Genomic DNA, 12,205 nt, shown 5'->3' with positions numbered 1-12,205 from the left:
CTCAGTGCTGCCCGGTCCCGGCCCGGCGGGCCCGCTCGACGACCGGGCCGATCACCTCGAGCAGCGCGTCGACGTCGGCGTCGGTCGAGGTGTGGCCCAGGCTGAACCGCAACGAGCTGCGGGCCCGGGCGGGGTCGGCGCCGGCGGCCAGCAGCACGTGGCTGGGCCGGGCGACGCCTGCGCTGCAGGCCGACCCGGTCGAGCACTCGATGCCCCGGGCGTCCAGCAGCATGAGCAGAGCGTCGCCCTCCGCACCGGGGAAGGACAGGTGCGCGTTGCCCGGCAGCCGCCCCGGACCACCGGCCACCACGTCGTCCAGTGGCGGGCCGTTGAGCTGGGCGTCGGGCACCTCGGCGACCACCCCGGCGACCAGCCGGTCACGCAGCGCGGCCACCCGCGCAGTGCGCTCGGCCCGGTCCGCGACCGTGGCGTGCGTCGCCGCGGCCAGCCCGACGATCGCGGCGACGTCCAGGGTGCCGGACCGGACGTCGCGCTCCTGCCCACCACCGTGCAGCAGCGGGGTGCACTCGGCGTCCCGGCGCAGCAGCAGCGCCCCGGCGCCCATCGGGCCGCCCACCTTGTGCCCGGTCATGGTCAGGGCGTCGACGCCGATGGCGGCGAAGTCCAGCGGCGACTGTCCGATCGCCTGCACCGCGTCGGTGTGCAGCGGCACCCCGACCTCGTGGGCGACGGCGGCCAGCGCGGTCACGTCGCTGACGGCGCCGATCTCGTTGTTGGCCCACATGACGGTGGCCAGGGCGACGTCCCGCCCGTCACCGAGGGCGTCGGCCAGCGCGTCGGTGGTGACCCGGCCGGTCGGCTCGACCCGCAGCCAGGTGACCTCGGCGCCCTCGTGCTTCTCCAGCCACTCGACGCTGTCGAGGACGGCGTGGTGCTCGGCCGGGCTGGCGACGATCCGGCGACGCCCCTGATCGGCGGTGCGGCGGGCCCAGTACAGCCCCTTGACCGCGAGGTTGTCGCCCTCGGTGCCACCACCGGTGAACAGCACCTCCGACGGCCGCGCCCCCAGGGCGGCAGCCAGGCGCTCTCGCGACTGCTCGGCCACCCGCCGGGCCTCGCGGCCGCTGGCGTGCAGGGAGGAGGCGTTGCCCACCCGGGCCAGCTGCTCGGTCATGGCCGCGAGCGCGGCCGGCAGCATCGGGGTCGTGGCCGCGTGGTCGAGGTAGGTCATGGCACAGCCAGCGTAGGCGCAGCGCGCCAGGGGCAACCCGGTCGTGTCCGACTGGTGGGAGTGCGCACGGCTCCTCCGCCTCCTCGTGCCTGTGGCCGCGACGTACGTCGAGCGCCGACCCGGAGGCCGGCGCCCGACGCGACGTGCTCGATCACCCCTCCTGCAGCCCACCGAGGGAGCGCAGGAGGGCCCTCGGTGCTACTTGCGGGCGCTGATCTGCTCGGTGGCCGCCGGGACGACGGTGAACAGGTCGCCCACCACGCCGAAGTCGGCCAGCTCGAAGATCGGCGCCTCGGGGTCCTTGTTGACCGCGACGATGGTCTTCGAGGTCTGCATGCCGGCCCGGTGCTGGATCGCCCCGGAGATGCCCACCGCGATGTACAGCTGCGGCGACACCGTCTTGCCGGTCTGCCCGACCTGGAAGGAGTGCGGGTAGAAGCCGGAGTCGACGGCGGCGCGGGAGGCGCCGACGGCGCCCCCGAGGGAGTCGGCCAGCCCCTCGATCACCGAGAAGTTCTCCGCGCTCGCCACCCCGCGACCGCCGGAGACGACGATCGCGGCCTCGGTCAGCTCCGGCCGGTTGGACTTCTGCTCCACGACCCGGTCGAGCACCCGGGTCTGCTTGGCGGCCTCGGAGACGGCGACCTGCACCGTCTCCTCGGTGCCTGCGGCCGGGGCCGGCTCGGGGGTGACGGAGTTGCCGCGCAGGGTGTAGATCGGGGTGCCGACGGTGACCTGCGAGTGCACGATCGTCGCCCCGGCGAACGCCACCTGGGTGGCGGTGCCGTCGGCGGCGATCTCGGTGACGTCGGTCAGGAAGCCGCTGCCGGTCTTGATGGCCAGCCGGCCGGCGATCTCCTTGCCCTCCGGGGTGGACGGGATGACGACCGCGGCCGGGGACTTCTCCGCGACCAGCTGTGCCAGCACCTCGGCCTTGGGGGCCACCAGGTAGGCGTCGACGTCGTCGGACTCGGCGACGTAGACCTTCGCCGCGCCGTACTCGGCCAGCACGTCCTTGATGCCGGCAGCGGTGCCGGGGGCACCGATGACGACGGCGGCGGGCTCACCGAGCGCACGAGCGGCGGTCAGCGCCTCCAGCGTCGACTTGCGGGGCCCACCGGCGGCGGGGTTGAGCTCGGCAAGGACCAGGACCTCTGCCATGTCTGTTCTCTCCTCAGCTCTGAGTCGCGCCGGTCAGACGATCTTCTGGGCGGCCAGGTAGCCGACCAGCTTGTCGGCACCGTCGCCCTCGTCGGCGACCTTCACGCCCTCGCCCTTGGGCGGGCGGCCGGCGAAGTCGACGACCTTGCTGGTGGCGGTGGCCAGGCCCACGGTCGACGCGTCGATGCCCAGGTCGGCGAGGGTCTTGGTCTCCACCGGCTTCTTCTTGGCGGCCATGATCCCCTTGAAGGAGGGGTAGCGCGGCTCGTTGATCGTGTCCCAGGTGGAGACGATCGCCGGCAGCGGCGCCTCGACCTCCCAGTAACCGCCGTCGGTCTGCCGCTCGATCTTGGCCATCGAGCCCTCGATCGTGAGCTTGCGGGCGCCGGACAGCTGTGGGATGCCCAGCCGCTCCGACAGCAGCGCCGGCATCACCGACACCTGACCGTCGGTGGACTCGGCGCCGCACAGCACCAGGTCGTACTCCAGCTGCGACAGCGCGGCGGCGATGACGGCGCTGGTCTGCACGGCGCAGGAGCCGTGGATCGCCGGGTCGCTGACGTGCACGGCCTTGTCCGCGCCCATCGACAGGGCCTTGCGGATGGCGTCCGTGGCGGTGTCGGGGCCGACGGTCAGCACCGTGACCTCACCGCCCTGCGCCTCCTTGACGGTGAGCGCCTCCTCGATGGCGTACTCGTCCATCTCGTTGATCACGTTGTCGGCGGTGGCCCGCGCGACGGTGTTGTCCGACGGGTCCAGCTTCCGCTCGCTGCCGGAGTCGGGGACCTGCTTGACCAGAACGACGATGTTCATCGTCAGACCAACCTCCGCGGTGGTTCGGGTGGGCGCGGGCGAAGCCCGCCTCGTGCCGATCATCGAGGCTACTTGCGGGTAACACCCGACGGGGAGGGCGGGGTTGAGTGACCCGGCTCACCGGCGGCTCTCCACTCCCCTGTGCGGGCGAAGTGCTGGAGGACGGCGGTGTGCGGTGCGAGGTCCAGGCCTTGCGCCGTCACCCAGGCGTCGTCGTAGTAGGTGCAGGCGTAGCGCTCCCCGCCGTCGCACAACAGCGTGACCACGCTGCCCGTGCGGCCGGCGGCGAGCATCTCGGCGATGAGCCCGAACGCGCCCCACAGGTTGGTGCCGGTCGATCCGCCGGCCCGGCGCCCGGTCACGTGCTGCAGGTGGCGCATGGCGGCCAGCGAGGCGGCGTCGGGCACGCACACCATCCGGTCGACGATGGTCGGGACGAACGAGGGCTCCACCCGGGGCCGACCGATGCCCTCGATCCGCGAGCCACGCCCGGTGGTGGCCGGGTCGGCGTCCCGCCAGCCGGGGAAGAACGCCGAGCCCTCCGGGTCGACGACGGCCAGCCGGGTGGGCAGCCGGCGGTACCGGACGTACCGGCCGATCGTGGCGCTGGTGCCGCCGGTGCCGGCGCCGACGACGACCCACTCCGGCACCGGGTGCCGCTCCCGGCTCAGCTGCTCGAAGACCGACTCGGCGATGTTGTTGTTCCCGCGCCAGTCGGTGGCCCGCTCGGCGTTCGTGAACTGGTCGAGGTAGTGCCCGCCGGTCTCCGCGGCGATCCGCCGGGCCTCGTCGTAGACCGTGCCGGCGTCGGCCACCAGGTGGCAGCGGCCCCCGTGGAACTCGATGAGCGCGATCTTCTCCGCGCTGGTCGTCGCCGGCATCACCGCGACGAACGGCAGGCCGAGCATCCGGGCGAAGTAGGCCTCGCTGACCGCCGTCGACCCGCTGGAGGACTCCACCACGGTGCTGCCCTCGTGCAGCTGCCCCGAGCACAGCGCGTAGAGGAACAGCGAGCGCGCCAGCCGGTGCTTGAGGCTGCCGGTGGGGTGCGTCGACTCGTCCTTCAGGTACAGGTCGATGCCCCACTCGGGCGGCAGCGGGTAGACCAGCAGGTGGGTGTCGGCGGACCGGTGCGCGTCGGCTTCGACCAGCGCGACGGCCCGCTCGGCCCATGCCCGCCCGCTGGGGTCGGAACGGTCGACGTCGGTGGGGCGCACGGCGGTCACCCGGGCATGGTCCCGCATGCCCGTCCCCGGCGGCGCCGGGTGCTCAGCGGCCGGTGAACGTCGCCTTGCCCGGGCCGCTCTCCAGGAACGAGCGCATCCCGGTCGCCTGGTCCTCGGTGTCGAACAGCTCGGCGAACAGCCGGCTCTCCAGCTCCAGCCCGGCCGCCAGGGTGCCGTCCAGCCCCTCGTCGATGGCCCGCTTCGCCGCGGCCAGTGCCAGCGGCGGACCGGCGGCGAACTTCCGGGCCATCGCCACGGCGGTCGCGTAGACCTCGTCGTCGGGCACGACGGCGTCGGCCAGCCCCATCTCCAGCGCCTCCTCGGCGCCCACGTGCCGGCCGGTGAACACCAGGTCCTTGGCCTTGGCCGGGCCGACCAACCGGGCCAGCCGCTGGGTGCCGCCGGCGCCCGGGACCACCCCGAGCTGGATCTCCGGCTGCCCCACCTTCGCGTCGCGGCCCATGATCCGGAAGTCGGCGCACAGCGCCAGCTCGTAGCCGCCACCGAGGGCGTAGCCGGTGATCGCGGCGATCACCGGCTTCGGGATGTGGGCGACCGTGGTGAACGAGGCGGTCAGCTCCCGGCCCCAGGCGACCATGCTCGCCCCGGTCAGCTGGGACATCGCCTTGATGTCGGCCCCGGCGGCGAACACCCGCTCCCCGCCGTAGAGGACGACGGCCCGCACCTCGGGGTCCTTGCCGGCCTCCAGCGCCGCAGCCCGCACCTCCCAGTGCAGCTGCTCGTCGATCGCGTTCATCTTCGGCCGGTCGAGCCGGATGGTGCCGACGCCGTCCTCGACCTGGAGGGTGACGAACTCGGGCGCTGCCATGCGGGCCTCCGTGTGCTGCGGGACGTCGGTGTCCGGGATCGGTGGTGGGTCAGACCCTAGGTGGCGCGGCGCGCGCTGAACCGCCCGTTCTCGCGCTGCACCTCGAGCGGCAGCCCGAAGGCGTCCGACAGCAGCGGCGCCGTCAGCACGTCGTCCACCGGGCCGGAGCCGACCACCTCACCGCCGCGCAGCAGCAGCGCGTGGGTGTACCCCGGCGGGATCTCCTCGACGTGGTGGGTGACCAGCACCTGGGCGGGCGCGTTGGGGTCGCGGGCCAGGTCCGACAGCCGGGTGACCAGGTCCTCCCGGCCGCCCAGGTCCAGCCCGGCGCCGGGCTCGTCGAGCAGCAGCAGCTCGGGGTCGGTCATCAGTGCGCGGGCGATCTGGGTGCGCTTGCGCTCCCCCTCCGACAGCGTGCCGAAGGGGCGGTGCGCCATCCGGGCCACGCCCCACTGCTGCATCAGCAGCGCCGCGCGGGTCAGGTCGTGCACGTCGTAGCGCTCCCGCCAGCGGCCGACGACGGCGTACCCGGCGCTCACCACGACGTCGCCGACCCGCTCGCCCGGGTCGATCCGCTGCGCCAGCGCCGCGCTGGTCAGCCCGATCCGCGGGCGCAGCTCGAAGACGTCGACCGCGCCGAGGGTCTCGCCGAGGATCCCCACCTCCCCGCGGGTGGGGTGCAGCTGCGCGCCGACCAGCTGCAGCAGCGTCGTCTTCCCCGCCCCGTTGGGGCCCAGCAGCACCCAGCGCTCGTCGGGCCGGACGGTCCAGTCGACCGAGCGCAGCAGGTGCGCCTGGCCCCGGACGACGTCCACTCCGCGGATCTCGACGACCGGCTCAGTCCACACACCTGCCATCCAACCAACCCGCCGCGCGTCGCGGTCACCGGGTGCGGGCCCGTCGTCGGGCACGATGCCGGGGTGACCGCATGGACGAGTGACCGACCGGTCGAGGTGTGGCCCGGTTCGGCGGCGCCGCTGGGCGCCCACTGGGACGGCACGAGCACCAACTTCGCCCTGTGGTCGGCCGGCGCGTCCGCGGTCGACCTGTGCCTGTTCGACCCCGACGGCACCGAGCACCGGCAGCGGCTGCAGGAGACCACTCACCAGGTGTGGCACGGCCGACTGCCCGGCGTGGGCCCCGGCCAGCGCTACGGCTACCGGGTGCACGGCCCGCACGACCCCGCCTCCGGCGCCCGGTACAACCCGGCGAAGCTGCTGCTGGACCCCTACGCCCGGGCCGTGGACGGCGAGCTCGTCCTGGACGACGCCCTCTTCGGCTGGTCCCCGGCCGACCCGTTCGCCGCCGACCCCACCGACTCGGCGCCGTTCGTGCCCCGCGGGGTGGTCATCCACGACTCGTTCCCCTGGGACGGCGACCACGTGCTGCGGACCGCGTGGAGCGACACGGTCATCTACGAGGTGCACGTCAAGGGCGCCACGATGAGCCACCCCGACGTCCCCCCGGCGCTGCGCGGCACCTACGCGGGCCTCGCCCACCCGGCGTTCATCGAGCACCTGCTGTCCCTCGGGGTGACCGCGGTCGAACTGCTGCCGGTGCACCACTTCGTCAGCGAGCCGCACCTGCTCCGCCGCGGGCTGACCAACCACTGGGGCTACAACACGCTCGGCTACTTCGCCCCGCACGCGGCCTACAGCTCGGCCGGCACCGGCGGTGAGCAGGTCACCGAGTTCAAGGCGATGGTCAAGGCGATGCACGCCGCGGGCATCGAGGTGATCCTGGACGTGGTCTACAACCACACCGCCGAGGGCGACCACACCGGGCCGACCCTGTCCTTCCGCGGCATCGACAACGGCGGCTACTACCGGCTGGGCGGCCCCGACAGCGACGACCCGTCGCGCTACACCGACTACACCGGCTGCGGGAACACCCTCGACGTCCGCCGTCCCCCGGTGCTGGCGCTGCTGATGGACTCGCTGCGCTACTGGGTCACCGAGATGCACGTCGACGGCTTCCGGTTCGACCTCGCCTCCGCCCTGGCCCGGTCGATGCACGACGTCGACCGGCTGTCGGCCTTCTTCGACGTCGTGCACCAGGACCCGGTGGTCAGCACGGTGAAGCTGATCGCCGAGCCGTGGGACGTCGGCGAGGGCGGCTACCAGGTCGGCAACTTCCCGCCGCCCTGGACGGAGTGGAACGGCAAGTACCGGGACACCGTGCGCGACGTCTGGTCCGGCGCACGAGTGGGGGTGCGCGACCTGGCCTACCGGCTCACCGGTTCCTCCGACCTGTACCGCTCCGACGGCCGGCGCCCCTTCGCCTCGGTCAACTTCGTGACCGCCCACGACGGGTTCACCCTGGCCGACCTCGTCACCTACGAGCAGAAGCGGAACGAGGCCAACGGCGAGGAGAACCGGGACGGCGAGGGCCACAACCGCAACTGGAACTGCGGCGTCGAGGGCCCGACCGACGACCCCGCGGTGCGCGAGCTGCGGTCCCGGCAGGTGCGCAACCACCTGGCCACGCTGCTGCTGTCGACCGGGGTGCCGATGCTGACCGCCGGTGACGAGCTGGGGCGCACCCAGGGCGGCAACAACAACGCCTACTGCCAGGACAACGAGGTCTCCTGGCTCGACTGGGGCGCCATCGACCCCGACCTGTGGAGCTTCGTGTCCACCCTGGTCGGGCTGCGGCGCCGCTCCCCCGTGCTGCGGCAGGAGGCCTTCTTCGAGGGCACCGAGATCGCCGGCACCGGCGGCACCCGGGACCTGGCCTGGTTCGCCCCCGGCGGGCACCAGCTCACCAGCAGCGACTGGTTCGACACCGGCCTGCAGACCCTCGGGATGTACCTCGACGGCCGGGGCATGCGGCACCGCGACGAGCGGGGGCGGCCGGTGCTCGACGACTCGTGGCTGGTCTGGCTGCACGCCGGCGCCGACCCGATCGACGTCGTCCTCCCGGGAGCGCCCTGGGGTGACGGCTACGAGCTGGTGCTGGCCACCGAGTACCCGACCGGCACTCCGCCGCAGCCGACCGCGCTGCCGCCGGGCCCCGCCCAGCTGCCCGGCCATTCCGTCTGGGCGATGCGGGTGGTCCGCCATGCCTGACGCGATGACCTGGCGACCCTGACGGGCCGCACCGCAGCCAGGGGACGTCCCCCGCTGGGCGGAGCCGCTTCGTCGCTCGGTCGCGGGACCCTCCGGGCCCCACTCCTCACGATCCCCAGGCGTAGCCGGCTACGGGCTCGACAGCCGACCTCGTCCCCGGCCGCTCGAGAACGCGACACGGCCCCGTCCCTCATGGGAACGGGGCCGTGTCGTCGCAGTCGGAGCTACTCCGCGGCCTGCTCGAAGGTGATGACGGTCCAGCCGAGCAGCAGCCGGTCGCCGTCGGCCAGCGGGTGCGGCACGCCGGGCTCCAGCTGGGTCCACTCGGTGGCCTCCGGGCCGGCGACGTGGGTGCCGTTGAGCGAGCCCAGGTCGGTCAGGGAGACCTCCCGACCGGCGCGCTGGATGGCCGCGTGGGCCGAGGAGAGCACGTTCTGGGTGTCGGCGATCGGCACCGGCCGGGCGTTGCCGGTGGTCACCAGGTCGTGGCCGTCGGGACGACGACCGAGGACCAGGTCCTCGTCGACGTTGACGACGAGGCCGTCGTCGAAGCGCAGCACCGGCGCGGCCGGGGGCTCGGGCCGCCAGAAGGCGGTCTGCTCCCCGCCCTGACCGACCGGCTGACTGGCGATCCGACCCGAGTTGCCGAAGCCGGCGTCGGAGCCGGCGGTGAAGGACTCACCGGTGGGCAGCGAGGTGGCCGGCGGGACGGCGACGGACGGCGATGCGGGCGCCGCGAGCTGCAGCAGGGCACCGGAACCGGGCACGGTTCCCTCGACGAGGTCGAGCGCGACACCCGGGGGCATGGCCGCGGCGGGCTGGCCCGGGCCGACGTAGAGGGTCTGCCCGAGCGCGAACCCGGAGGCCAGCGTGCAGCCGTCGACCGCCGAGCCGGAGACCGGGACGCCGTCCACGGCCGGCTGGCCCTTGCCCGACCAGAGCGCGACGCCGGCCCCGGTGCCGCCGGAGGTGTCGGCGAGCACGAGGGCGAAGGACGCCGGCCCGTCGGCGAGCCGGGACACCTGACCGGCGACGGCGCCGAGCACGCGCTCGGCCCCGGGGCCGGAGACCCCCAGGCAGGCGTGCAGGGCTGCCACCAGCGCCGGTGACCCGGGGGCATCGACCCACAGCAGACCACCGCCATGGCGGGCGACGACAGAGTCTCCGGGGAGGACCTCACAGCGGTCGGGCATGACGGCCAGCCTAATGACCGCACGAGGATCCCGTGCCGCTCGGGCGCGTGGCTCGCCGGGACGTCGGTCCATTGCGCACGACCTGCACCAGCCGCCACACCCGTCGCACCCGTGTGGACACCGACCGGGGTCAGATGACCACCGGGTGCCCTCTCCTCAGGCGTTGACGACGACGCCGAGCTCTGCGGGGACCACCAGGTGTGCCGAGTGCGGGAGCACGCGGACGGTGTAGCCGAACGCGCCGGTGCGGGTCAGCGGCACGGTGCCGGTGAACCAGTGCCGAGAGCCCTCCGCCCCGTCGTGCCGCAGCTCCAACGTGGTGATCTGGTGCAGGCCGTCGGCGTCGTCGACCCGGCCGTAGGCCGCCTCGACCAGCACGTCGGACGGGACGAGCCCGGGCAGCTCCACCTCGGCCCGCAGGTCGATGCCGCCACCGATCTCCGGGGTCTCCCCCACCCCGGTCGCCTCCACGTGGGCCACCCGGACACCGTGCCAGTGCTCCAGCAGCTTCGCCCGCCAGGCCGCCTCGGCGCGGGCCGGCTCGTAGCCGCCGGCGGCCATCGAGCGGGCGGCCCCCGCAGCCGGCACGTAGAGCCGCTGCACGTAGTCCCGCACCATCCGGGTGGCCAACACCTTCGGGCCGGTCTCCCGCAGCGTGTCGCGGACCATCTCCACCCAGCGGGTGGGGAGGCCCTCGGCGTCGACCTCGTAGAAGCGCGGGACCACCTGCCGGTCGAGGAGCTCGTAGATCGCCTGCGCCTCGACGTCGTCCCGTCGCTCCGGGTCCTCGACGCCGTCGGCGGTCGGGATCGCCCAGCCGTTCTGGCCGTCGAACCACTCGTCCCACCACCCGTCGCGGATGGAGAGGTTGAGCCCGCCGTTGAGCGCGGACTTCATCCCCGACGTGCCACAGGCCTCCAGCGGCCGCAGCGGGTTGTTCAGCCAGACGTCGCAGCCCCAGTACAGGTAGCGGGCCATGCCGATGTCGTAGTTGGGCAGGAAGGCGATCCGGTGCCGGATCTCCGGGTCGTCGGCGAACTTCACCATCTGCTGGATCAGCTGCTTGCCGCCGTCGTCGGCCGGGTGGCTCTTGCCGGCGATGACCAGCTGGACCGGCCGCTCGTCGTCCAGCAGCAGCGCCTTGAGCCGGGCGGGGTCGCGCAGCATCAGCGTGAGCCGCTTGTAGGAGGGCACCCGGCGGGCGAAGCCGATGGTCAGCACGTCGGGGTCGAACGCGGTCTCGGTCCAGCCGAGCTCGGCCTCCGCCGCCCCGCGGGACAACGCCGTGGCGCGCACCCGGCGGCGCACCTCCTCGACCAGCCGGCCGCGCAGCAGCCGGCGGGTGCGCCACAGCTCCGCGGCGGGGATCCGGTCCACGCCGTCGAAGTGCACGTCGCCGTCCACCTCGAGCGGGTCGCCCTGGCTGGTGGTCTGGGTGCCCAGCTCCACCAGCTCGCGGGCGGTCCAGGTCGGGGCGTGCACCCCGTTGGTGATCGACCCGATCGGGACCTCGTCGGGGTCGAAGCCCGGCCACAGCGGGCCGAACATGTCCCGGCTGACGTGGCCGTGCAGCTGGCTCACCCCGTTGGCCCGCTGCCCCAGCCGCAGGCCCATGTGGGCCATGTTGAACTTGCTCTGGTCCTCCTCGGCGCCCAGCGGGAGCAGCTGGTCGAGCGGGACGCCGAAGCCGGCGAAGTAGCGCTCGATCAGCGCCTTCGGGAAGCGGTCGATGCCCGCCGGCACCGGGGTGTGGGTGGTGAACACCGTGCCGCCCCGCACCGCCTGCAGCGCCTCGGGGAAGGACAGGCCGTGGGACTCGGTGAGCTCCCGGATCCGCTCGACGCCCTGGAAGCCGGCGTGGCCCTCGTTGGCGTGGAAGACCTCCGGCGGCGGGGTGCCGGTCAGCGAGCAGAAGGCGCGCAGCGCCCGGACCCCGCCGATGCCCAGCAGCATCTCCTGGCGGAGCCGGTGGTCCTCGCCGCCGCCGTAGAGCCGGTCGGTGACCCCGCGCTCGGCCGGGCTGTTCTCCTCGATGTCGCTGTCCAGCAGCAGCAGCGACACCCGACCGACCTGCGCCCGGTACACGTGGGCGTACAGCGTGCGCCCCTCCGGCAGCGGCACGGCGATCACCACGGCGTTGCGGTCGGCGTCCCGGACCAGCTTCAGCGGCAGGCCGTGCGGGTCGAGCGCCGGGTAGTGCTCCAGCTGCCAGCCGTCGGCGGACAGGCCCTGGGAGAAGTAGCCCGACCGGTAGAGCAGGCCCACCCCGATCAGCGGGACGCCGAGGTCCGAGGCGGCCTTGAGGTGGTCACCGGCCAGGATCCCCAGCCCGCCGGAGTACTGCGGCAGCACCTCGGTGATGCCGAACTCGGCGGAGAAGTAGGCGATGGTGGCCGGCGCCTCGTCGCCCAGGGACTGGTACCAGTGCGGAGCGTCGAGGTACTCGCGGAGGTCGTCCGCGACCGCCGTCAGCCGCTGCAGGAAGGCCGGGTCGTCGGCCAGCGCGGCCAGCCGCTCGGCGCTGACCTCGCCGAGGACCCTGACCGGGTCACCACCGCAGCTCGCCCACAGCTCCGGGTCCAGCGCCTCGAAGAGGTCGCGGGTCTCGGGGTGCCAGGACCAGCGCAGGTTGGTGACCAGCTGCGACAGCGGCATCAGTGCCTCGGGGAGGGAGGCGCGGACGGTGAGTCTGCGGAGGGCTCGCACGTCCGGGACCCTAGCGT

9 protein-coding genes are annotated in these 12,205 nt (G+C 73.6%); 1 reads left to right on the top strand and 8 read right to left on the bottom strand.

What is annotated here, in order from left to right:
- Position 1: 1 nt before the first annotated feature.
- From O2W15_RS14050 to O2W15_RS14025, 6 genes are all read right to left on the bottom strand, one after another.
- Complete coding sequence (locus tag O2W15_RS14050; RefSeq protein ID WP_269179847.1) at positions 2–1,192, bottom strand: cysteine desulfurase family protein; 1,191 nt, start codon at positions 1,190–1,192, stop codon at positions 2–4.
- A gap of 198 nt (positions 1,193–1,390) precedes the next feature.
- Entirely contained in the window at positions 1,391–2,353 is a 963-nt protein-coding gene (locus O2W15_RS14045) for an electron transfer flavoprotein subunit alpha/FixB family protein (RefSeq protein WP_269164731.1), read from the bottom strand.
- A gap of 33 nt (positions 2,354–2,386) precedes the next feature.
- Positions 2,387–3,166, bottom strand: coding sequence for an electron transfer flavoprotein subunit beta/FixA family protein (locus O2W15_RS14040; protein ID WP_269158845.1), 780 nt, complete (start codon positions 3,164–3,166; stop codon positions 2,387–2,389).
- A 68-nt stretch (positions 3,167–3,234) separates the two neighbouring features.
- Positions 3,235–4,392, bottom strand: coding sequence for a PLP-dependent cysteine synthase family protein (locus O2W15_RS14035; RefSeq protein ID WP_269179846.1), 1,158 nt, complete (start codon positions 4,390–4,392; stop codon positions 3,235–3,237).
- A gap of 43 nt (positions 4,393–4,435) precedes the next feature.
- The gene (locus O2W15_RS14030; RefSeq protein ID WP_269179845.1) at positions 4,436–5,221 is read right to left on the bottom strand and encodes an enoyl-CoA hydratase/isomerase family protein; all 786 of its coding nucleotides are present in this window, start codon (positions 5,219–5,221) and stop codon (positions 4,436–4,438) included.
- A 56-nt stretch (positions 5,222–5,277) separates the two neighbouring features.
- Entirely contained in the window at positions 5,278–6,078 is an 801-nt protein-coding gene (locus O2W15_RS14025; protein ID WP_269179844.1) for an ABC transporter ATP-binding protein, read from the bottom strand.
- A gap of 63 nt (positions 6,079–6,141) precedes the next feature.
- Here O2W15_RS14025 and glgX point away from each other — a divergent pair, with 63 nt between their 5' ends.
- A complete protein-coding gene (gene glgX / locus O2W15_RS14020) occupies positions 6,142–8,289 on the top strand; it encodes a glycogen debranching protein GlgX (protein WP_269179843.1) in 2,148 nt (715 codons plus the stop codon).
- 224 nt (positions 8,290–8,513) lie between these two features.
- Here glgX and O2W15_RS14015 read toward each other — a convergent pair whose 3' ends face one another.
- Together O2W15_RS14015 and glgP are read right to left on the bottom strand one after the other, a co-directional pair.
- A complete protein-coding gene (locus O2W15_RS14015; RefSeq protein ID WP_269179842.1) occupies positions 8,514–9,482 on the bottom strand; it encodes an FHA domain-containing protein in 969 nt (322 codons plus the stop codon).
- Positions 9,483–9,638: 156 nt separating this feature from the next.
- Positions 9,639–12,188 carry an alpha-glucan family phosphorylase gene (gene glgP, locus O2W15_RS14010; protein ID WP_269179841.1) on the bottom strand — a complete coding sequence of 850 codons (2,550 nt, stop codon included), beginning with the start codon at positions 12,186–12,188 and terminating at the stop codon, positions 9,639–9,641.
- Positions 12,189–12,205 lie beyond the last annotated feature (17 nt).

Source organism: Modestobacter sp. VKM Ac-2979 (genome assembly GCF_026967995.1).
Classification (GTDB): Bacteria; Actinomycetota; Actinomycetes; order Mycobacteriales; family Geodermatophilaceae; genus Modestobacter.
The sequence above is the reverse complement of the archived record's forward strand: the minus strand, read 5'-3'. Positions and strand labels throughout refer to the sequence as shown.

Bases quoted from the DNA above. Each gene is read 5' to 3' on its own strand.
- O2W15_RS14040 (WP_269158845.1), bottom strand. From the start codon at position 3,166: ATGAACATCGTCGTTCTGGTCAAGCAGGTCCCCGACTCCGGCAGCGAG.
- O2W15_RS14050 (WP_269179847.1), bottom strand. From the start codon at position 1,192: ATGACCTACCTCGACCACGCGGCCACGACCCCGATGCTGCCGGCCGCG.
- O2W15_RS14015 (WP_269179842.1), bottom strand. From the start codon at position 9,482: ATGCCCGACCGCTGTGAGGTCCTCCCCGGAGACTCTGTCGTCGCCCGC.
- O2W15_RS14030 (WP_269179845.1), bottom strand. From the start codon at position 5,221: ATGGCAGCGCCCGAGTTCGTCACCCTCCAGGTCGAGGACGGCGTCGGC.
- O2W15_RS14045 (WP_269164731.1), bottom strand. From the start codon at position 2,353: ATGGCAGAGGTCCTGGTCCTTGCCGAGCTCAACCCCGCCGCCGGTGGG.
- O2W15_RS14025 (WP_269179844.1), bottom strand. From the start codon at position 6,078: ATGGCAGGTGTGTGGACTGAGCCGGTCGTCGAGATCCGCGGAGTGGAC.